12 protein-coding genes are annotated in these 23626 nt (G+C 33.5%); 3 read left to right on the forward strand and 9 right to left on the reverse strand.

Annotated elements, in window-relative coordinates:
* Positions 1–134 precede the first annotated feature (134 nt).
* Positions 135–3461: a VCBS repeat-containing protein gene (locus Q0857_RS15610; RefSeq protein WP_298537380.1), complete on the reverse strand. Its 3327-nt coding sequence runs from the start codon at positions 3459–3461 to the stop codon at positions 135–137.
* A 324-nt stretch (positions 3462–3785) separates the two neighbouring features.
* On the opposite strand from Q0857_RS15610, the gene Q0857_RS15615 reads away from it, so the two are divergent.
* The 3 genes from Q0857_RS15615 to Q0857_RS15625 all read left to right on the forward strand — a co-directional run bounded on the left by Q0857_RS15615 (position 3786) and on the right by Q0857_RS15625 (position 13296).
* Positions 3786–7019, forward strand: coding sequence for a TonB-dependent receptor (locus Q0857_RS15615; protein ID WP_298537383.1), 3234 nt, complete (start codon positions 3786–3788; stop codon positions 7017–7019).
* A 19-nt stretch (positions 7020–7038) separates the two neighbouring features.
* Positions 7039–8793, forward strand: coding sequence for a RagB/SusD family nutrient uptake outer membrane protein (locus Q0857_RS15620; protein WP_298537386.1), 1755 nt, complete (start codon positions 7039–7041; stop codon positions 8791–8793).
* A 240-nt stretch (positions 8794–9033) separates the two neighbouring features.
* Positions 9034–13296, forward strand: coding sequence for a hybrid sensor histidine kinase/response regulator transcription factor (locus Q0857_RS15625; RefSeq protein ID WP_298537389.1), 4263 nt, complete (start codon positions 9034–9036; stop codon positions 13294–13296).
* A 31-nt stretch (positions 13297–13327) separates the two neighbouring features.
* On the opposite strand, the gene Q0857_RS15630 is transcribed toward Q0857_RS15625, so the two are convergent.
* The 8 genes from Q0857_RS15630 to Q0857_RS15665 all read right to left on the reverse strand — a co-directional run bounded on the left by Q0857_RS15630 (position 13328) and on the right by Q0857_RS15665 (position 23619).
* Positions 13328–15226 carry a sulfatase gene (locus Q0857_RS15630; RefSeq protein WP_298537393.1) on the reverse strand — a complete coding sequence of 633 codons (1899 nt, stop codon included), beginning with the start codon at positions 15224–15226 and terminating at the stop codon, positions 13328–13330.
* Positions 15216–16784: an alpha-L-fucosidase gene (locus Q0857_RS15635; protein WP_298537395.1), complete on the reverse strand. Its 1569-nt coding sequence runs from the start codon at positions 16782–16784 to the stop codon at positions 15216–15218. The genes Q0857_RS15630 and Q0857_RS15635 overlap by 11 nt, the downstream gene beginning before the upstream one ends.
* A 432-nt stretch (positions 16785–17216) precedes the next feature.
* Entirely contained in the window at positions 17217–17558 is a 342-nt protein-coding gene (locus Q0857_RS15640; protein WP_298537397.1) for an L-rhamnose mutarotase, read from the reverse strand.
* Positions 17558–18886 carry an L-fucose:H+ symporter permease gene (fucP, locus tag Q0857_RS15645; RefSeq protein ID WP_298537400.1) on the reverse strand — a complete coding sequence of 443 codons (1329 nt, stop codon included), beginning with the start codon at positions 18884–18886 and terminating at the stop codon, positions 17558–17560. Before fucP ends, Q0857_RS15640 begins: the two co-directional genes overlap by 1 nt.
* Positions 18887–18973: 87 nt before the next feature.
* On the reverse strand, positions 18974–19765 hold the full coding sequence (locus Q0857_RS15650; protein ID WP_298537403.1) for an SDR family oxidoreductase: 792 nt from the start codon (positions 19763–19765) through the stop codon (positions 18974–18976).
* A gap of 13 nt (positions 19766–19778) precedes the next feature.
* Positions 19779–20606 carry an amidohydrolase gene (locus Q0857_RS15655; RefSeq protein WP_298537407.1) on the reverse strand — a complete coding sequence of 276 codons (828 nt, stop codon included), beginning with the start codon at positions 20604–20606 and terminating at the stop codon, positions 19779–19781.
* 3 nt (positions 20607–20609) lie between these two features.
* Complete coding sequence (locus Q0857_RS15660) at positions 20610–22148, reverse strand: alpha-L-fucosidase (RefSeq protein WP_298537411.1); 1539 nt, start codon at positions 22146–22148, stop codon at positions 20610–20612.
* A gap of 25 nt (positions 22149–22173) precedes the next feature.
* Positions 22174–23619 (reverse strand): tagaturonate reductase, encoded by a 1446-nt coding sequence (locus Q0857_RS15665; RefSeq protein WP_298537414.1) that lies wholly within the window; start codon positions 23617–23619, stop codon positions 22174–22176.
* Positions 23620–23626: the final 7 nt, after the last annotated feature.

A 23626-nucleotide genomic window follows, 5' to 3' on the forward strand; every position in this document is an offset into this window, starting at 1 on the left:
CAAATACTTATAAATAGGAAACAAACCTTTATATTTTTCAAAATCTTAGATAAATTTTTATTGAAACAAAATAATACTTAAGCCTGTTAAGGAAAAGTAAAAACTATTCAAAAGATAGTAATTATTAGTATAAATTATTTATACGTAATAAGTTGTAGCTTGTCATTGTTATTTCCTACAAGAATGGCTTTAGATTTACTTGTGTTTATTTTTACCATAGACTTAGCATTATTTGGAGTGTAGAAACCGCTTTCTGTTAAGGGTATGGCTTTAAATTGAGCAGTGCTATTTCCTTTTAAAAAAAGACCTATTCCGGCATCATTCCTTGGAGTTTCAATTTCAGAACCATATAAATTCCCAGATAGAATGATGTCCAGGTTGTTGTCGTTATCAAAATCATCAATTACCATACTGTTTATGCTTGATAATTGTGCCATTTGTGGTAGTTTATGAAGATTAAATGATTTTCCTTCAACGTTTTCAACATAATATGAAGCAAAAGTATATGCCTTGAAATTTAAAGCGTTTTTTAAATTACTCCCATAAATGCCGTCTAAATTTGAAGCTCCAAAAGATTCAAAGGTTGGAAATTTTTCTTCTAAAGAAGGTATTTGTTCAAGTGAGCATGATCTTCCTCTAACAGGATAAATTTGTCCATGATCATAATAGCTTAATACAATATCGTTTGTACCATTTTTATCAAAATCGTAACTATGTACTTGAAAAGGTTGCCCCTTAGTGGCTTTATATTTATAATTGAGACCCAGATTACCAATAATTAAGTCTTGATCGCCATCTTTATCCATATCTGCGCTTGTAACATAATAGTACCAACCTTCAGTATTCTTTAGCCCTTCAAATGTTTGTTTTTTAAATGTGCTGTTATGGTTTATAAAGGTAGTTACTGGCATCCACTCACCAACAACTATCAAATCTAATAAGTCATCATTATTAATATCAGCCCAAGTAGCAGATGTTGTTAGCCCCAGATTTTTTAGGTCTGGAATAACTTTATTGGTGACATCAATTAAGTAACCATTTCTATTTTCCAATAATTTAGAACTTGCCGGAAATGGGTATTTTTGTGGTGTTAGTCTTCCGCCTACAAATAAATCTAAATCACCGTCATTATCATAATCTGCAGGAATAACTACAGAGCTACTGATGAGGTATCTGGGAACTCGCTGGGAATCTTTAGTAAAAATACCTGAACCATTATTTATGTATAATCTATCTTTTAGCATTTTACTATTAGGCTTAAACTCGTTTCCCCCACTGGCAACAAAAAGGTCTAAATCACCATCTGAATCAATATCGAAAAAAAGACATCCGGCATCTTCAAAGCCCTTATCTGTGTCCCATACAGGATTTTTATTTTCGCTGAATGTTCCATCTTTATTTTGTAGAAATAAACTCCCAGAATTACCTGCGGACCCTCCAATATAGAAATCCTCCAAGGAATCTCCATTTACATCACCAACAGCTATCTGAGGCCCAAATTGGGACATTTTATGGGGTAGTAAAACCTCTTTTAAATAATCATTGTAAATGTTTTCTTCATGCTTGTAGCGAAGTTTTGTCTTTTGAGTAACGTCTTTGAAAATGGTTTCCTGCTTCTTAATTTTAAGGGAATTCTTAGTTGCTTTTTTTGAAAAGACATCAATCTGTTTATTAGCCTTAAGATTTTTGAAAACATTAGTTCTCCCATCTGGCCAGATTACTATAGCTTTATCAATGTTTTTGGTCTGTCCAATCCCAAAATGCAATGCATCTTCACTTTTAGACATGTACCCTCTATTGTTGGTGGCCTCCACCATTTGCATTAAAGAGTCTTTTTTAAAAAGCTTTATTCGTGTCCCATAAATATTGGTGTTATTTTCAGAAATTAGTTTAAATCTAAGGTAATTGCCTAGTTGTCTTTCGGAAGTGTTGTTTCTATAAATAAAAGCCTCTTCATCTATATTACTTACAACAATATCTAAATCACCATCCAAATCTAAGTCTGCATAGCAAGAGCCATTTGAAAGAGTACGTTTTGCGAATCCCCATTCTTCAATTTTGTTTTCAAATGTTAAGTCTCCATTATTTTTATAAATATAATTATTTAGTTTGTCCTCTGGAGCCATTTGCGCTAATTCTAAAATATTAACAACATCCTGAAACCGTTTATTTTGTTTCTTTGCTTCCAATGAAATACTATCTAAAATTATTTCATAGGTGTTATTAACATCGCTGTAACGCATATTTCTTTTTATTCCGTTGGTTACAAAAATATCCTTGAATCCATCATTATCAAAATCAGCGATTAATGGCCCCCAACTCCAATCGGTGTTTGATACTCCAGCTATTTGAGCTACATCGCTAAAAGTTGCATTTCCATTATTTCTGTGCAAGGTGTTAAACATATATTGATGATGCCATCCATTATCAACAATAGCCCAGAAATTTTCTGGGTTCATACCTCCCATATTAGTTTTAATTCGCTTATGATCTTCTGCGACCATATCAACAACCATGATATCTAGATTTCCATCATTGTCGAAATCGGCAATATCACTACCCATGCTAAAATTTGAAATATGTTTGAAAGCTTCTAGATTATTGTTTTTAAACGTACCGTTTGAATTGTTTACATATAAGTAATCTGGTTTGTCGTAGTCGTTAGTAACATAAATGTCTTGCTGGTTGTCATTATTCACATCACCAATACTAGCAGAAAGACCATGCGCTAAATTTTTTATACCCGCCAGATTAGAAACATCAACAAAGCCTTTGTTAGCCCCCAAATTTTTATAAAGCTTATCGCTAAATCTAGGGTTAGCATATTTCATAGGTGTTTTTCCGCCAGAGCGGTTGCCGTAACCTGGCGGCTGGTTAATGAGGTACAGATCTATCCACCCATCATTGTCGTAATCAAAAAAATTTGCTTGGATGGAAAAACCGGGATCACTAATACCGTATTTATGTGCGCTTTCAGTAAAAGTTAAATCACCATTATTGATAAATAGCAAGTTGTTGCTCTTACCATTTTTTTGGTGGACATTTTTACAGATATAAATATCTTGAAAACCGTCTGCATTTACATCGGCAAATGTTACTCCAGTAGACCAATTCTTAATAATATTTATTCCGGAATCCTGAGAAATATCTTCAAAAACTAAATTGCCTTTATTTAAATATAATTTATCATAAACTTGATTACCAGAAAAGAAAATATCAGGTAAACCATCATTATTAATATCGCCAATGGCTACACCAGCACCTGTTACAAAATTTTCATTGATAAGGTGATTGTCTTTTTCAGTTTCAATAAGCTTATTTATAAACTTAATATGTGTAAAATCAGAATCAATTAAACTAAAATGTTTATCATTTTCAGCTAGGGGAATGGGTGATTCTTCTTTACAGGAAACTAAAAACAAGAAGGCCGAAAAAAAGGAAACATAATATGTTTTCAACATAGGTTAAATAAATTTATTTCTTGATTGAGGGATTGATAAGCACTTGTTTGTTTTTAATAAACAGGACTGCAATTGCAATATTTTAAATTTTAATAGGTGTAAAAAGTAAAGTTAATAATTATTTGCGTTTCAATTGATAAATATACATTCAAATACCTTTTTGGTTAATTTTTACTTGTTGTTGAATTCCATTTACTCATAAGAATTTAGTGCTATAACTTAATTTGCACATCTAAAATAGACTGAAAAAATATAGGCTTTATGCACCTATACTCTATAAGTCCTTTTTGGAGCAATAAACTAATTTAAAATTAAACTAAAATTATGAGAAAAATTTATTTTTTTAATTACTTGTTTGACAGATTCAAGATTACAAGTAAGAAATGGACATTTTCATTATTTACTATGTTAAGCATTTTTTTAATGCAGGCACAGACCACTACAATTAGTGGTACTATAGTAGATGAGACAAATCAACCCTTAGTAGGGGCCAATGTTTTGGTAAAAGGTACAACTAATGGTGCGGTTGCCGATTTTGACGGAAATTATTCTGTTAGTGCAAGTCAAGGAGATGTCTTGGTAATTTCTTTTACTGGTTTTGAAACAAAAGAAGTTACAGTGGGGGCCAATTCAACAATTAATGTAAGCTTGGTTGAAGATGCTCAATCTTTAGACGAAGTAGTTGTTATTGGGTATGGTACTAGAAAGAAAACGGATGTTGTGAGTGCGGTAAGTACTGTTGACAAAGATTTTTTAGAACAACAACCATCATCTGATGCGACAAGAGCATTGCAAGGTAGTGCTTCTGGTGTTACCGTTTTATCATCTGCAAGACCTGGGCAACAAGCACAAGTTAGAATTCGTGGTATTGGTAGTATAAATGGTAATAATCCTCTGTATATCGTAGATGGTGTTCAAGGAGGAACTGTTCCTCCACCAGATCAAATAGAGTCTATGCAGGTTCTAAAAGACGCCTCGTCTACTGCTATTTACGGAGCTAGAGGTGCAAGTGGGGTAATTTTGATTACAACAAAATCTGGTAGAAGAAATCAGGCGGCCACTATTCAATTTAACGTAAAAACAGGAATTGGTAAAACCAACGCAAAATATGATTTGGTAACAGATCCTACTTTAATTGGTCAAATGCTGTGGTTGGAGCAAACGAATGATGGTATAACCCCATCACATCCGCATTTTCAATTTGACCCTAATGATATTCAAGGAACGAGAGTCAATGACTATTTATTTCCTAATGGTGCTTCTTTTGGTGATGCATCTACAGATCCATCTTTGTATCAAGAAAGAGATTATCCAATTACTGTTACTAATCAAAATGGTACAGATTGGTTAGATGAAATTTATGAAACCGCTCCTTTATTACAGGAATATAGCTTAGTAGTAAATGGAGGTTCTGAAAAAACAACTTATGCTTTTAATGGAAACTTTTTTAGTGAAGAAGGTATTTTTAAATATAATGACTTTAAAAGATATGCTTTCAGATCTAATATAGATTCTGAAATTAATGACTGGTTGACAATAGGACAACGAATTGGAGCTACATTATCTGAAAGTAGGGGTAATACCGTTGGTTTTAGCGAAATTGTAGAAACGAGCCCTTTGATACCAGTTTATGATATTGCTGGTAATTTTGCTGGTGGTATTGTTGGAGGTGGTTTAAATGATGGACCAAACCCTTTAGGTAATAATTTTAGAGAAAGAAAGGATTTAAGAAAAACGCTCAATTTACAAGGTAATTTTTATATCGAAATTAAACCTTTAAAAAATATTAAGTTTAAATCTTTGTTTGGGTATAATATGAATTGGTTTAGTAACCATGACCCTAGGTTTGCAGACCCTGAAAACACGAATGGTTCATTTACAAATACGTTGAGTGAGATTAGGAGCAATAGTTTGAATTGGAACTTCACAAATACTTTAAACTACAATAAGACCTTTTCGGATGTTCATAATTTAGATGTTATATTAGGAATGGAATCTGTAAAGTTGGATTTTGATGAAATCAGAGGAGGGAGAGCTGGATATATTTCTACAGAAGATGATTTTTACTATTTAACTGCTGGTGCTGGAGCGATTACCAATAATTCTAGAGCTTGGACATGGTCTATGTTCTCTTTGTTTGGAAGAGCATTCTATTCTTACGATGATAAATATATTGTTGAAGGGACAGTTCGTCGTGACGGATCTTCAAGATTTGGAGCAAACAACCGTTATGGTGTATTCCCAGCAGCTTCCGTTGGTTGGGTTGTTACAAAGGAGAACTTTATGGAAGGTAGTAGTAATTGGTTGAGACAGTTGAAATTTAGAGCAGGTTGGGGACAGTCCGGTAATGATCAGATAGGGAATTACAACGGTTTCACAACTTTTGGCTCAGGCTTAGGAAATTCATATTATGGAATTACTGGTGGAGATAATACCATAGCATTAGGTTATCAATCTACAGCATTTGGAAATCCAGATGCGAAATGGGAAACCACAGAGTCTTTGAATGTTGGTTTTGATGTCACTATTGCTGGTGGGTTAGATTTTAGCCTTGATTGGTGGACAAAAACCACAGAGGATATGTTATTTAGAACTGCTATACCTGATGTTGAGGGGCAAGCACAGGCTCCTTTTGTAAACGTAGGTACTATGGAAAATCAAGGTGTAGATTTTGAAGTTAATTATCGTGGGGCAGTAGGTCAAGATTTCACCTATAATTTAGGATTAAATGCGTCTTGGTATAATAATGAAGTTACTAAACTTTCAAGTGAAGATGGTGATGCACTTATTGGTAGAAGTGAAAGAGGTCAAACTTATACAAGAGCTGAAACCGGACGTGCATTTCCGGAATTTTATGGTTATATTGTAGATGGAATTTTCCAAACACCAGCAGAAGCCGATGCTCATGCTACAAATGGTGATTACAACCAACCAGGTAATTATAAATTTAGAGATGTAAGCGGACCTGATGGTGTGCCAGATGGGGAAATAACTCCAGATGATCGTACTTGGATTGGTAATCCACATCCAGATTTTACAGCTGGTTTAAATATAGGATTGCAGTACAAAAATTTTGATTTAACTGCGATTTGGTATGCTAGTGTAGGAAATGATTTGATTAATTATCATAATCGTTTTACGCGGTATGGTTTATTTCAAGGGCCAAAGGCTGCTGATAGATTATTTCGCTCTTGGGGAAGCCCTTATTTAGATGATAATGCAAATGCTGTATTGCCAAAGGCTTCTAGTACAACAAGTCAAGAACAAAATACGAATTCAACTATGATTGAGGATGGATCGTTCTTAAGACTAAAATCTTTACAAATAGGGTATAATTTGCCAAGTAAAGTTTTAGATAAAATGGGATTATCTAGTTTAAGATTATATGTTACAGGAACTAATTTAGTAACTTTATTTAATGATTATTCTGGTTTAGATGTAGAAATACTTCCTAGAAATGATCCAAATACTGGAAATGCTGAAATAAATAGAGGTTTTGATTTTGGTACTTGGCCACAGCCTAAGCAGTTCATATTTGGTTTAAATATTAGTATGTAAAATAAAAAAATTAAGAAAAATGAAAAGATTACATTTAAAATTATGTTTATTGGCAGTGCTAGGAATTTTTAGTACTTCATGTAACGATGAGTTTTTGGAGGAATCTCCAAAAGGAGTGGTAACACCGGAGGTTCTGGCAGATGAAAGTGGAGCTGACTTTTTATTAATAGGGGCTTATTCACTTATAGATGGTTTTTCTGCTGGTGGTCCTGGTGGTGCTGGTGAAGCGTCAGCAACAAACTGGGTATGGGGAGATGTACCATCTGATGATATGCACAGAGGAGACCAAACAGGAGGGTGGTCTTCCATCAATTTAATCGAAAGATTTGAGGTAGACCCCAATAATCCATGGGTAGGAGGACTTTGGGCAGCCAACTATGACGGCATATCAAGAGCTAATGATGTTCTACGAGTTTTAAGGGTAGCTGGAGAAGCAATCCCTTCGGATAAAGCTAAACAACTAGAGTCTGAAGCAAGATGGTTACGTGCTTGGTTTCATTTTCAATTACAATCTAAAATTGAGAGAGTTCCTTACATTACAGAGGATGTCGCTGCTAGCGAAGTTCCAAATGATAGACCGATTTGGGATGACATTGAAGCTGATTTGCAGTGGGGTATAGACAATAATATGGATGCAACTCCAAGTGAAGTTGGACGTGCTTCTAGATGGGCGGCAAAAGCTTTAAAGGCGCGTGTCCATATGTTTCAAAATGAATTTGCTCAGGCAAAACCTTTATTAGATGATATCATTGACAATGGTCCTTTTACTTTAATGCCACATTTTTATGACAATCATGATGAAGAAAAACAGAATAATGCAGAAAGCATTTTTGAGGTTCAGTATACGGTAAATGATGGAACAGGTGGTGGAGAAAATGCGGGTTCAGATCACAGAACCTTATTCCCAAGAGGTTCAGACGTTGGGTTATGCTGTGCATATAGTGCGCCAACTTTTGACCTTTTTAACGCTTTTAAAGTTGATGATGATGGTTTACCTTTATTAGATACTTTTCAAGACGATTTATTACTTGAGGATTATGGAATTAAAGATACAGAAGAGTTTACACCCACAGATGTGTTACTTGACCCTAGAGTGGATTGGACTATAGCTAGACGTGGTATTCCGTTTTTAGATTGGGGACCAATGAGTGGAGGAGACTGGATGCTTGATCAAGCAGGTATGGGGCCATTTTTAAACACAAAAATTATGTTCTGGAAAAGAAATTTTAAAACCATTTCTATAAATACTCCAACGTGGTCTGCTGGGCTAAATGGTAATAATTTCAGACTTTTTAGATTATCGCATATTATTTTATGGAGAGCGGAAGTTGCCGTTGAAGAAAATGATTTGGGTACCGCTAAAGATATGGTAAATATGATAAGAGAAAGAGCATCAGATGATATTGTGATGGGTAAAGTAGCAAACACGACATTTAAAGCAGGTGAGCCTATTATTATAGACGAGAATTTACCAGCAGCTAATTATAAAATGGGGCTTTATACATCGTTTCCAGACCAAGACTATGCTAGAAAAGCGGTACGTCATGAGACACGTTTAGAATTTGCATTGGAAGGACTGCGTTTTCAAGACTTAGTACGCTGGGGTATTGTTACCAGCACCATTAATAAATATTTAGACTCAGAACTGGCAGATGGAAGATTGCCTTGGATTCAAGGGGCGAATTTTAAAGATGGTAGAAATGATCATTTTCCTGTACCTCAATCTCAAATTGATTTGAGACCAGATGTTTTACAACAAGATCCAAACTATTAATAGGATATTATTGAGTTAGTCACAGTTTTGTTTAAATTGTTTAGTTTGAAGCGGCGATTATTCATTAATGAATAATTGCCGTTTTTTTTTTGATAGCAAATTAAAAAGTGAGCCTAAAAGTGAGTTTTAATTGTGATTTAAAATTTAAATTTACAAAAATATAGGTCTGTCTTATTAGTAGTTTAATTGGATATTATTACTTTAGGTTATGGTCTTATTCATAAATTGAAAAAGTGTTTTATGATTATAAAAAGAAATAATTTTTTATTTAAAATAAAAATAATCCCTTCTTTATTACTTGTATTTTATGTAATGAATATAAGTGTTTGTTTCAATGTGATTGCTCAAAATGTAGATCTTAAGTTTGAGCATTTTATCGATGATAAGGGGTTTACTCAAAACTCCGTTATGAAAGTTATTCAGGACCTTGATGGATATATTTGGGTGGGTACACTTAATGGTCTTTATAAGTACGACGGACAAAGATTTACTGTTTTCAGGCATCAATTAAATAATCCTAATAGTTTGGTTAGTAATTCAGTTTATGAATTGGAATTAGATGTACATGGTAATCTTTTGATAGGAACTGGAAAGGGACTTAGCAAACTTAATAGACGTACGCAAAAGTTTTCAAACTATCCCGTTATTTTGGAGGATGCTCGTATTACAGCCATCTATCCGGATACTGATGGGAGTTTATGGGTTGGGACATTACATTCTGGTTTGTATTTTTTTAAAAGCTCCGATACGAAGGGTGAAACACCTGTGGTTTATAACCATAAGCCTAATTTAAAGACAAGTATAAATAGTAATCAAATACACGCATTTGTAAAAGATCAATCTGGTGGTTTATGGGTAGGTACGGTAAAAGGCTTAAACAAAGTAATTACAAAAAATGAAATTACAGAGTTCGTCAGTTTTGAGAATTTAAATGTAAGTATTAAAGATTTGTTTGTGGGTAAGGATGGTACGCTTTGGGCATCTAGAACTGGACATACATTAGTTCGAATTGAAAACCCAGAGGACTTTGAAGATTCTAAAGCTAATAACTTTGAAGAGTTTAAATGTGAAGTGGCTAGACCTGATACGGATGAGTCTGGCGGTATGCTAACCATGTATGAAGATGAGAATAATAATCTTTGGTTTGGACTTCATGGATATGGTCTTTATCAGTACAATATTAAAACAGGGAAATATATTAAACATGTACACGATGTTTCTAAACCTGAAAGTCTAAGCAGTAATAATATTGAGTCTATATTAATTGATAATACTAATGTACTTTGGGTAGGAACTGAAGAAGGAGGGCTTAATAAGTGTGATTTGAAACAAAAGGAAATCATGTTTTTTAATGAGAATTTACTCTCAAAGAATTCATTAAGCAATTCATCTGTTAATGCCATATCAAAAGGAGAAGGAGATACCTTTTGGATAGGAACACAAGATGGTTTGAATAGAGTAAAGTTTGGTGATAATTTTGAAAAACCTTTCTTCGAACATTTTTATATCAATAGGGATCAACCAAGTTTTAAAACTCAAGAGCATATTTGGTCTATTCTAAAAGATAAGGATGGTTTTTATTGGCTAGGAACGACTAATGGCGTCGTAAGAATGAGTCAAGACAATAATACCCAAGAGGTATCTTTTAAATCGACTGATTTTGATATGTTAGAGGTTTTCTCAACGTTAGAAGATGAAAATGGTACACTTTGGTTTGGTTCTATGATAAATGGATTGATTAAATGGGATAAAACAAAAAAGAATCATAGCTCTGAATATGACTTTTCTACGGCCATTCACTATTTACCAGATAGTAATAATAAATATAGTATTAGCGCAAAAGAAGTAAGCTGTTTATATGAAGATAGTAAACATAATATTTGGGTTGGAACAGCTCAAGGAGGATTAAACTTAATTGTACCCGGAATTGATGGTGCTCCAGATCAATTTGTGGTTTATAAACACGACGAAAAAAATCCAAATTCCTTAAGTCATAACTCCATTTATTCTATACTAGAGGATAAAGAGGGTGTTTTTTGGATAGGTACATTTGGAGGAGGACTAAATAAGATGACTTTGCCCGCAACAGGAAATTCAGATCCAGTTTTTAAATGTTATACGGAAAAAGATGGACTTGCTAATAATGCTGTATATGGATTATTAGAAGATGATAATGGGATCTTGTGGGTAAGTACAGATAACGGGATTTCAAGCTTTAATCCGAAAACGGAAACCTTCAAAAATTTCAACAAAGAGGATGGCCTACAAAGCAATAATTTTAGAATGAATGCTTATTTTAAAAGTAAAGAAGGTTATTTGTTTTTTGGTGGATTAAAGGGGTTGAATGTCTTTCATCCTAAAAAATTGAAGGAAAATAGTATTAAAGCCATTCCAAGATTAACAGGGTTTAAAATTAAGAATGAGACAATTATTGTTGATAGACCATATGAAGGTAGAGTTCTTTTTAAAGAACCAGTTGGCATAACATCTAAACCTATAGAGCTTAGATATGACGAAAACACATTAACTTTTGAGTTTGCGGCACTTCATTATGCCGCCCCGGAAAAAAACAAGTTTAAATACAAATTGGTGGGTTTTGATAAAGAATGGGTGGATTCTAAGGCATTATCTTTAGCACATTATACAAATTTACCTCCCGGTAATTATACTTTTATGGTTAAGGCATCTAATAATGATGGTCTGTGGAATGATGAACCAGCTATTTTAAAATTAAAAATTCAACCACCTTTTTGGTTAACCTGGTGGGCTTATATATTTTATATTCTATGTTTTATTGGAGTACTTTGGAGTATACAATCTTATTTTAACTTAAAATCGAAGCAACAGGCTTCTCTGGAAATTCAAAAAGAAATAGAAGCTGTAAATAAGCTCAAACTTCAGTTTTTCACCAATATCTCTCATGATTTCAAAACACCAATAACCTTAATATTAAACCCAGTAGAAGAACTTTTGGAGTCTGTGATTGATAATAGGCCTGTACAAACAAAGCTAAAAGTAGTACAAAGAAATGCAAATTCTTTACTTAGACTGGTACATCAGCTTATGGAGTTTAGGAAAATTGAAGTTGGTGAAACCAAGCTAGGTGCGACAGAGTCTAATATTATTAATTTCATTCGAGAGATTGTATTTTCGTTTAGGGCTTCCGCCAGAAAAAAAGAAATTGATATTTCTTTCGATAGTGAGGTATATGCTATAGATGCTTGGTTTGATTGGGATAAATTGGAGAAAATTTTAAATAATTTAATCCATAATGCTATTAAGTTTACACCATCTGGTGGACAAATAACAGTAAGAGTAAGTAAATCAAGAGAAAAGGAAGAATTAAATATTGAGGATAGGGGAGTTAAAGCGAGCTTTTTGAAGATAGAAATTGAAGATACTGGTTTAGGGATAGACAAAGATGAACTTCCCTATGTTTTTCAAAGATTTTATCAAGTGGATCAAACAAAACGGATGTCTAAAAAGGGATCAGGAATTGGTTTAGCTATAACTAAAGATTTAGTGGATTTGCATTTTGGAACTATTGAAGTAAATTCAGAAAAGGGCAAAGGGTCGTGTTTCGAAATTAAATTACCATTAGGTAAAGCGCATTTATTACCTGAGGAGATTGTTGAAACTGTCATTCCTGCTCCATTGAGTGAGGAAGAAATGGATATTGAATACATGCAAGAAAAAGCTAATTCTCCTGAAGAAATTGTTGGTGGCAAGTTTAAAAATACCATTTTGGTTGTTGATGATAATGCAGATATTCGAGATTTGGTTAAAGAAGGTTTTTCAAATAAATATAATGTACTGGAAGCTGAAAACGGAAAAGAAGCTTTAAATATAACCTTAAAAGAACTACCAGATTTAATAATAAGTGATGTTTTGATGCCTGAGATGGATGGTGTGGAGTATTGTCAAACTTTAAAAAATAATATAAGAACAAGTCATATACCTGTAATACTGCTTACTGCTCTCAATTCTGTTGAGCATAGAATTGAAGGTTTGGAGTCTGGGGCGGATGCCTATATCCCGAAACCTTTTAAAATGAAATTATTATCTGTAAGAGTTGAAAAGCTAATAGCGACCAGAGATTTGATGCGAAAGCGGTTTCAGACAGAAAAGGAGTTAACTCCAGAGAAGGTGACGTTAAATTCGCTAGATGAGGAGTTTTTAAAGCGTATTATGGATTTTATGGAGAAGAATATGAGTAATGAAAGTTATTGGGTAGATGAGCTGGCTTCCGATATGAATACAAGTCGATCTACGTTTTTTAGAAAACTTAAAAAATTAACAGGACAGGCCCCAAATGATTTTATGAGAATGGTTCGATTAAAACGATCTGTTCAATTAATGGAACAAAATGAATTAACTATTTCACAAATTAGTTACATGGTAGGTTTTAGTGAACCAAATTATTTCGGAAAATGTTTTAGAAAATTTTATGGAGACACGCCTTCAAATTACATTAATTCTCATTATAAGAAAAAGAGTGTATAATCCTTAAAATCTAACTTCAGACTAGAAATAATCACTTGGTAAGGTATGCTATTCGACGACTGGTTTGTTTATCTTGAATAATTGTTTTGTCAATTTTTTTAATATCAATATTAAACTCATAATTATAAGGTCCATCATTCATAAGTGCCATAGAGTTGAGAATTAACAGGGCTTCAGCACAGTCACTAACACTGTATAATGAATTACTCATGATTTTAACAGGGCTTTGTGCTCCAATGATTCCTAAAAATTCTGCTGCACGGACTTTGTTAATTTCCTCGGTATCTAATATCGATATCGTTTTTATTTTTTCTGTAAAGTATTTAGCATCCTTTCCAAAGTTACTGCATGTTATTAATGCCCAATATCTTTCAAAAGGATCATTTGAGTTTAAATAAGTTTCAATATTAGTTTTAACACTCTTAAAATTAGACAAGGACAGATTTGCGATATTAATATATTTTTTAATATCTAACTGGTGTTTTTTTCCAAACGAGATGGGGTCATTAAAAGCATTTTTGATTAAATAGAATTCCGGATAAAACGACAAATCGGGCATTTCTGTAAGTCGATTATTTAAGTTTTTGCGCAGGTCAATTAAAACCTCATTATATTCTGGATTCCCAGCTAAATTATTAGTTTCATAAGGGTCTATTTCGACATTATACAAATGTTCTGGTTGTTTGTTTTCAAAAAATTGTGATTGAATTTTATTTAAATAGCCTTTTTTATAGAGATTTTTCCATTCCTGATAGCTTAGCTGTTTATATCTATAATTGTTCATTAAACCATCATAATTAAATACTTGATAGTTTCTCTCATATTTGTATTTACCTTTTCTAAGGCCACGAACCATATCGTACTTTTCATCAAATCTATCAGCATAGCTAAATGTTTCATTTCTTTCGGAAACATCGTCAGCCGAAATATTTTTTCCAAGGAAAGGGATTCCATCAAAACCTTTAGGAATACTAATTCCAGCAAGACTTAAAACTGTTGGCCCGAAGTCAATAAAGCTTACAAAGCCATCAACCTTTGTTTTAGGCTTTTCGTTAATCAACTTTTCATATTTTGGAGGGATATAAACAACCAAGGGAATATGCAACCCCATTTCATTAATATAACCTTTACTTCCTGGTAAAACACCACCATGGTCTCCAAAATAAAAGACGAAGGTATTATTAAGGAGTCCATCTTCTTCAAGTTTTTTGATAACTTCTCCAACCTCCGTATCCATTTCTTTAATCTTATCATGGTATTTCGCGATGGTATACTTAAACAAATCAGTTTGAGGGTGGTTTGGCTGTACAAACACAGAATCAGGATTGGTTTTAGTATTGGTCTTCATGTCTTCTTTTGAGAAATGAAGAACGCCCTCATGAGTAGTACCAATATTAAAAACATGGAAAAAAGGCTGACCTTTTTTTCTGTCTCTCCAAGTGGCTTTTTTTGATGAATTATCCCAAACACTATCAGATTTTATAATGTTATAATCTTCTTTAGCATTATTACTAGTATAATAGCCTGCTTTTTTCAGGTAATATGGAAACATCATTAAACCATCTGGCATTGGTACTTGCTGTATGTTCCTATGATAATGTGTTGCTAAACGGGGACCATAAGACCCAGAGATTAAAGTAGACCTAGCAGCACTACACACAGCCGCATTAGAAAAAGCGTGCGTATAAATAATACCATGTTCCGCTAATTTTTCAATGTTGGGAGTTTTGGCACCATGCTCATCAAACATGGCCATATAATGTTTAGAATTATCTTCAGAAGTAATCCAAACTATGTTAGGTGGTGCAAGAGGTTCTTTTTGATTGTTACATGAAACAATAATTTGAAATACAAAACATAAAAATAATATAGATACTAGCTTCAGTTTGGTTTCTCTTCTTTTATTTAAATATTGATATTTAGTCTTCATGAGCGTCTATATTACCCCCAATATTGTTTTCTACATAGCCTTCTAATTTAACTTTATAAGCTATGGCGTAATCACTAGGGCATTTTTGTGGCGCCTTGATAATTAATCCTTTTTCATTTCTTTCGAAGTTCACTTTTTCATCGCTTCCTAATAACTCGATAGATAAAATCTGTGAATTTAAAACACCGATCTGTGTGCTTAAAGATTTAACGACAATATCGTTTTTAGGTACATCCATTACCATGATGTAAAACTCTTTATCTGTCTTTTTAGTAAAACGAATATCTAAATTGGTGTATTCAATTTTACCTTTTTCCTCTACTTTATGTCCTCCTTCAGAAAGTCTTGTTGGTCCTTCACCAAAAATAGTCCATGGTCTAGTTTCATAAATTGCTTCTCCATTTATGCTTAACCAAACCCCCATATCTCTGAGTAAATCTTTCATGACTTGAGGAATAGATCCATCCGGATTTGGAGGTACATTTAACAGCATACTTCCATTTTTCGCTACAATGTCAATTAGAACATCGATTAATTCGTTAGGCGTTTTGAATTCAGCACCAGGGCGATAAAACCATGCTCCCGGAGAAGTATCTGTTAACCAAAATTTGTCTTTTGGCTGATTAGGGCGCCCACGTTCATAATCTTTAACTGCACTATTTTCATCAAAAGTTGTTTCTTTATAACATACAACAACTTCTTTATCCCATTCGATAGCTTTATTATAGTAATATGCTAAAAATTTGGTACGGCATTCTTCTGTCATGTTTTCAAGCCACCAATCGAACCAAATAATATCAGGTTGATATAGATCGATAAATTCCTTTAACTTAGCCCACCAAGCTTCATAAAAATCTTCATCAGGAGTGTCAGAATCTAAGGAGTGTGGATTCGTGTATAGGTCATAGTCTTTTGGTGAAATACCTTTATGAGCATGCGAAGGAGCAAAGTATTTCCACGTGAATGCATGATGAAAAGATCCTAGAAACTTCATACCTCTCGATTCTATTTCCTTTTTTAATTCGGCTGAAGGATTAACGCCTCCATAATTCATGGAATTCCATCTCGTTGCTTTTGAATCCCACATCGCAAAATTGTCATGATGCATGGCTACCGGACCAGCAAATTTAGCCCCCGATAAAGCAAATAGTTCTGCCCATTCTTTTGCATTAAAGCCTGAGGCTTCAAATTGTTCTATAATATGTTTATAACCATATTTTTTAGGATTACCATATTTACTTTTATGATGAACATAATTGTTAGTAGGTTTTCCATTTTTGGTCTTTACTTTTTTTCCGTCTTCATACATTTTCATTCCGTGCCAACCTGCATAATGTTTTTCTGGATTAGAACCAACAAATGCAGAAGATACAGGTCCCCAATGCGTATAAATACCAAATTTTGCGTCTTTAAACCAATCTGGAGCCGGGTTTATTCTTCGCACTGATTCCCAATTTGCTTCATATTTGTTTTCACTATTTGTTTGAGCGTAACTTAAAGTTGTTAAACTCCATGCAGCAAATGCTAAGCTAAGACTTACTTTAATCGTTAATTTCATACTCTTAATTCCTTTTGATTAGTATTTATATTATGTGTCTTTAAACCTAAAAGTTGATGACCTCCGTTTTCACTTAAAATAAATTTCTTTGATAAAATAAAATCTTTTTGGTCTTCACTTAATCATGTTATTAAATAACAAACCAAAGTTATACTTAAAGTTTATCAGTAGCTGTGCCATATGATTTTGTTTATGTGCGAAATGGTTTAATTTAATCTCTTTTATTTAGATTGCCATTAGTAAAAAGGAGTTTTTATTTAATCTCTGATAGGGTAATATATATCCTAGGATATCATTGTATAAATATCCCAATTAATTTTCTGTTTTTTAGCGTCATTAACTAGAAAATAACTAGACTTTAGACGTTATTAGGTAGAAGAATACCCTAGTATTTCAAGCTTTATGGTGTGATGTATATTAAATGATACGATTTTATTTTAATTGAAAAATCTTATCTAAAGGAATCCATTTTTCTCCTTTTTCCGCCCAGGGCAATTCTTGTTGGTAATCCCACATTAAGTCTTCCCATTCTTGCACTTTGGGGTTATTAGCGTCCATTTCGGCTTTCCTAATAGGGTTGAAAGTTTCATTAACTTCCATGATCATAAACATACGATTTCCCGTTAAGTAAATTTGCATATCAACAATACCTGCGTTTTTAATACTTTTTGTTATTTCGGGCCATGCCTTACCTTCTGCATGGTAAGCTTTATATTCGGCGATTAATTTAGAATCGTCTTTTAAGTCACACGCGTAACAGTATCTTTTTGTCATTAGATGCTTTTTAAGTTTCTTTTGTAGCTACTATATCCATAAAAAGCGACCACCGCCAAACAAATAAGTGGTAATATAAATGAAAAGTTTACTTCTGGTATAAAACCAAGTATGCTTATATCAGAAAAACCATCACCTCCTAAATCTAAAATGGCACCCTGTGCAACAGGCATTAAAGCTCCTCCAACAATAGCCATTACCAATCCGGCTGAGCCAATTTTTGCTTCATCTCCCATATCCTTTAGCGCAATACCATAAATAGTAGGAAACATTATTGACATAAACACTGAAACGCCTACTAAAGATAATAATCCCGCAATTCCTGGTAATAAAATTGCTCCTGCACACATAATAACACCTCCAATACCAAATAGCATCAAAAGTCTAGAAGGATTTACTTTCTTCATCAAAGCAGTTCCAATCCAACGTCCAATTAAAAAAGAAATCATCGCTGCAATATTAAAATAAGTCGCCGTGTAGTCCGTTCCATTTGTTTCATTCAAATTATCAACATATTGAAAAATATAAGTCCAACACATGATTTGAGCGCCAACGTAAAAGGCTTGGCTTAAAACACCTTGTAAATAGTTTTTATTCGCAAATAATTTTTTAAAAGATTCTGATAGTGACATTTTATCATCATCTGCTGTCTTAGGCATTTTTGTTGCGATAATAATCCCCATAATAATTAAGACTAGTACGCCTAATGCAATATACGGCACACTAATAATACTCAAATCATTTTCACGAATAGCAGCAAGTTCAGAAGACGTTAGAGCATTATAAGCTTCTTCTGTATAATCATCAGAACGCAATGCTCCTATAACAAATACTTGTGCAATAATCATCCCTGTTAAGGACCCAATAGGGTTAAAAGCTTGTGCTAAGTTTAAACGTTGTGTAGACGTCTCACTATCTCCTAATGCTAATATTAAAGGATTTGAGGTAGTTTCTAAAAAAGCTAAACCACATGTAATTACCCAAAGTGAGATTAAAAAGAAGTTAAACTCTTCATTGGCTGCAGCGGGATAGAATAAAAAAGCGCCAACAGCATATAAAGATAAACCTAAAATAATGCCTGATTTATAACTATATTTCCTGATAAATAAGGCTGCAGGAAAAGCCATAAAAAAGTATCCAAAATAAAATGCAAATTGAACAAGGGATGCTTGTACATTGGATAATTCTGGCATTACTTTTTTAAATGCAGAAACCATTGGATTTGTTAAATCGTTAGCGATTCCCCAAAGTGCGAATAATGATGTGATGATAATAAAAGGAAACAATAATTCCTTTCTAACTACTGGAATTTTTCTGGTTGTACTCATTTATTTAGTTTAGTTAGTATGTATTGCAAAATATAAAAGACAAATGAAATCTAGAATATATTTTGGTTTTAATAGTGTAACATATGTTCATTCGGTTAATAAAGACCTGTCTAAATTCACATAACCACCATCAACTGCAATAAACTGACCAGTTGTGTGAGATGACTTTTCAGAAATAGTGAACAAACATTGATCTGCAATTTCTTCAGGAGTGGTCATTCTATTTTCTAAAGGAATTTTCTTCACAATAGATTTTAACTTTTCTTCTCCATTATCTAAAGTTTTTATCCAATTATCATAAGCAGGTGTCCAGCTTTCAGCGATAACAATAGCATTAGAACGAATCCCGTATTTTATCAAATCAACAGCCCATTCACGAGTTAGTCCAAATATGCCTCCTTTTGATGCTGCATATCCAGATGTACCGCCTTGTCCAGTTAAAGCCACTTTAGAGCCAATATTTAAGATGTTACCTTTCACCTTTTTAATCATAGGTAAGCAATATTTGGTCATTGCAAAGAAGCTTACCATGTTCAATTTTAAGGAATACATAAAATCGTCCATTGAAGCATCAAATCCAGCACCATCATTAACTCCTACATTATTAATTAAGGCATCAACACGACCATATTTTTTTTCAATTACTTTTGAGGCGGCTTCTATTTGAGTATAATCAGATAGATCAGTTTGAATAAAACTAGCATCAATACCTTTTTGTTGTAACTCTTCTGCATATCCAAAACCTCTAGCATTTCTGTCTACAATTACTGGTGTAGCACCTTCTTTAGCCAAATGCTGAATAATCGTTTCTCCTATACTACCTTTAATTCCTGCGGCCCCCGTAACAACAACTATTTTTCCTTTTAATCCTAAATCCATAATTTTTTAAATATTATAAATTATAAAACTGAATGGCGTTATTACCCATAATATCATCTTGCTCATTTTGAGATAACTCAGAAATATAATTTGTTACTATGTCCTTTACTTTTTTATAATTACCTGCAACTAAACAAACTGGCCAATCTGAACCGAACATAACTCTATTGGTACCAAAAGATTCGAATACTAGATTCATATAAGGTTTTATTTGCTCAGGTTTCCAGGTCTTAAAATCTGCTTCCGTAATCATACCAGATACTTTGCAATACACATTTTCCTGTTTCGAAACTTCCTGCATTAAAGTCGCCCAACCATCGTAAAAGCCATCCTTTATATATGGTTTTGCAATATGGTCTATCACGAATTTCTGATGGGGAAATCTTTTAACAAATTCTAAAGTAGCTCCTAACTGATGTGGAAAAATTAGAATATCATAAGTAAAATTCTTTTTTTCTAACAGTGAAATACCATTCAAGAAGTTATCCCGCAACAAAAAGTTATGATCTGATTCTCCTTGAACTACATGTCTAAATCCTTTAACACTATTAAAATCTGAATATTTATCTAAATCACCATCTACTGCATCACTTCTTAAATCAACCCAACCAACGATCCCTTTTATAAAGTCATTTTCTTTTGAAAGCTGAATTAAAAAATCTGTCTCTATAGTAGTTTGATCTGCTTGCAAAGCCACACAGCCATCAACATTATTTTCTAAATACACCTTTTTTAAGTCTGAAGGTAAAAAATCGCGACGAATAACCGACATATTATCATCTATCCATTCATGCTTTTTTGGTTCGTAATTCCAGAAATGTTGATGAGCATCTATGACCATAAATTATTGAGAAATTGTAATCTTTATAACAGTTGCCATATCATCAATGACTTTTGAAGGTGCCTTTAGTGAAAGTCCTTTTTCTTCAGATAGCTCCCAATCTATAGACTCATTACTTCCTAAGAACTCAACATTCTCAATAGACGTCATGTCATGAATATTTTCTTTAGCAAAAGATTCTAAAACTAAGTTTTTATTAGCTTCAACCTCTCCTAAAATGATAGCATAGATTGTATAATCTTTTGTAGTATACCTGATGTCTTTATTAGTATACTTTAACTTCATAAAAGCTTGATGGTTTTTGAAATGCCCTTTGGGTTCTTTGGTAGGACCTTCACCAAAGGTATACCAAGCTTCGGTACCATAAACGGCTTCCCCATAGGTTTCTAACCATTTCCCCATTTTCAATAAACCTTCTTTTTGGTTTTCAGGAATAGTTCCGTCTGCTTTTGGAGATACATTTAATAATAACACACCATTTTTACTCACAATATCAACTAACATGTGTAAAATATCCTCGGCAAGTTTTACTCCTAAATCTTCGGTATAACACCAGCTTCCGTTACTAATGGTAGCATCAGTCATCCAAGTTTTTGTCCCTATAACATTTTTACGAGCTTGCTCTAAATCATCAACGCTTAAAGACAATGGTAAATCGTGTTGTTTTCGCCCAATTACTACTTCTTGTCCTTTCTTTTCAGCTTCATTTAAATAATATGCTGCAAACTTTAATCGATACTTCTCAGGTATGTCTCCTAGAATATAATCGAACCAAACAATGTCTGGATTATACTTATCAATGACTTCTTTTAACTTAGGAAACCAAATCTCATTATACCATTTTTCATGATCCATATTACCATATAAAAGTTGTAATTCTGGATCGTTAGAACTTGTTGGCATTCCTTCTAAATATGGGTAATGGCTTTTCGGATTTTCATTACCTAGCTCATCGCTTAACTGCAGATTTTTGGAATGGTGGAAGGTAGTAATCAATTTCATCCCATGTTTTCTAATTTCTTTTTCAAGTTCTCCTGTAATGTCTCTTTTTGGCCCCCTATCCGCCACGTTCCATGGTGTTACTTCACTATCCCACATCGCAAACCCATCATGGTGTTCTGCAACGGGGCCTGCAAATTTTGCCCCCGCTTTCTGAAAGAGGTCTGCCCATTCTTTAGGGTTAAAGTTTTCAGCTTTGAACATAGGAATAAAATCATGATATCCGAATTCTGAGGGATGACCATACTTTTCTACATGATGTTTATAAACGGCGTGGTCCTCAAGATGCATATTTCTCGGATACCACTCACTGCCATAAGCAGGAACAGAATAAACGCCCCAATGAAAGTAAATACCTAGTTTAGCATCTTTAAACCACGCTGGAGCCTCATTATGTTTCCCTAAAGATTCCCAATCTTCAGAATATTTAGGTGTTTCTTCTTTAGGTGATTCCTTTTTAACTTCTTTTGACTTAGCTTCATTACAACTAAATATTGAAAAAAGCATTAAACAAAGTGATAGTTTTAATATTGAACTTTTCATGTTTGAATTTTAAATTAATATCTAATTATTTAGCAATAAGTCGATTAGGTTTTAAAGCCTCTTGCATGCCGTTATTGACTATATTTTCCAAATTTTTGGTCACAGCATCCAACAAACCATCATATTGTGTTAAATCTTGTCCCCAGAAATTGGTGTTTTCAAGCGTAGCTTGCGCCACGCCTGCTATATCTCCACTTGCCCATTGTGTTTCGAAAAAATCTAAGGCAGATTGGTCATCCTTTAACAGAATGGTTTCTCCATTTCGATCTCCTTTATAGAAAGCTATCAATGCTGATAAAGAGAATAATAGGCGTTGTGGTAATTCTCCCTTTCTTTTTATGTACTCTAATACGGATGGTAACACACGTGTTTTGTATTTAGATGTAGAATTCAAAGAAATACTAATCAAGGCATGTTCTAAGTATGGATTTCTAAATCGGTCTAAAACATCATGTGCAAACTGATTTAATTCAGCTTCAGGTAAGTCTAAAGTAGGACAAATCTCTTTAAAAATGGCAGCTTTCAAGAAACCTCCAACTACCTCATCTTCTAAAGACTCACGTACTTTATCAATACCATACAAATATCCCACTGGTACTAAAGAGGTGTGTGCTCCATTAAGAATACGTACTTTTCGTGTTCTATATGGTTCCATATTATTTGTAAAAACAATATTTAATCCACAAGCTTCGGCGGGAATTTCTTCCTTAACCGCTTCTGGTCCTTCAATTACCCATAAATGAAATTGTTCACCTTCTACCACCAGATTGTCTTTATACCCTAGTTCTTCAGTAATCTTATCCATTTTATCTCTTGGATAGCCTGGAACAATTCTATCTACTAATGTATTACAGAAAATATTATCATGATTTATCCATTCTACAAACTCAGTACCTAAATTCCAATCATCAGCATATTGAAGAATTATCTTTTTTAGATGATCTCCATTTCTGTCAATTAATTCGCAAGGAATAATAATCAATCCTTTATCTGAAGCACCTCCAAACGTTTGAAAACGTTTGGATAATAGTGCTGTTAATTTACCTGGAAAGCTTGATTGTGGTGCATCATCTAATTTGTCATTAGAATTATAAGCAATTCCTGCCTCTGTAGTGTTTGATATTACAAAACGAAGGTCTGGATTCTCACCAATAGCTATATAGTCTGACGGATTTTCATAAGGATTAATTCCTCTTTGAATACAGTCAATAATTTCATGTTCACTAATAGCCTTTCCATTTTTAATACCGTTTAGATAAAGCGTATAAAGACCATCTTGGTCATTCAACATTTTTATCAATCCTTGGTCAATGGGCTGCACTGCTACCACACCAGCATCAAAACCTGCTTTTTTATTCATTTCATGAATCATCCAATTGGCAAAAGCTCTTAAAAAATTTCCTTCTCCAAATTGCACTATTCTTTCAGTATATGTATTAACTGATGCTGTATTTCTATTTAATGAATTCATTCTATTT

Source organism: uncultured Algibacter sp. (assembly GCF_947495925.1).
Classification (GTDB): Bacteria; Bacteroidota; Bacteroidia; order Flavobacteriales; family Flavobacteriaceae; genus Algibacter_E.

Excerpts from the sequence above, each read along its gene's own strand:
- Q0857_RS15610 (WP_298537380.1), bottom strand. The coding sequence starts at position 3,461 with ATGTTGAAAACATATTATGTTTCCTTTTTTTCGGCCTTCTTGTTTTTA.
- Q0857_RS15615 (WP_298537383.1), top strand. The coding sequence starts at position 3,786 with ATGAGAAAAATTTATTTTTTTAATTACTTGTTTGACAGATTCAAGATT.
- Q0857_RS15620 (WP_298537386.1), top strand. The coding sequence starts at position 7,039 with ATGAAAAGATTACATTTAAAATTATGTTTATTGGCAGTGCTAGGAATT.
- Q0857_RS15625 (WP_298537389.1), top strand. The coding sequence starts at position 9,034 with ATGATTATAAAAAGAAATAATTTTTTATTTAAAATAAAAATAATCCCT.
- Q0857_RS15630 (WP_298537393.1), bottom strand. The coding sequence starts at position 15,226 with ATGAAGACTAAATATCAATATTTAAATAAAAGAAGAGAAACCAAACTG.
- Q0857_RS15635 (WP_298537395.1), bottom strand. The coding sequence starts at position 16,784 with ATGAAATTAACGATTAAAGTAAGTCTTAGCTTAGCATTTGCTGCATGG.
- Q0857_RS15640 (WP_298537397.1), bottom strand. The coding sequence starts at position 17,558 with ATGACAAAAAGATACTGTTACGCGTGTGACTTAAAAGACGATTCTAAA.
- fucP (WP_298537400.1), bottom strand. The coding sequence starts at position 18,886 with ATGAGTACAACCAGAAAAATTCCAGTAGTTAGAAAGGAATTATTGTTT.
- Q0857_RS15650 (WP_298537403.1), bottom strand. The coding sequence starts at position 19,765 with ATGGATTTAGGATTAAAAGGAAAAATAGTTGTTGTTACGGGGGCCGCA.
- Q0857_RS15655 (WP_298537407.1), bottom strand. The coding sequence starts at position 20,606 with ATGGTCATAGATGCTCATCAACATTTCTGGAATTACGAACCAAAAAAG.
- Q0857_RS15660 (WP_298537411.1), bottom strand. The coding sequence starts at position 22,148 with ATGAAAAGTTCAATATTAAAACTATCACTTTGTTTAATGCTTTTTTCA.
- Q0857_RS15665 (WP_298537414.1), bottom strand. The coding sequence starts at position 23,619 with ATGAATTCATTAAATAGAAATACAGCATCAGTTAATACATATACTGAA.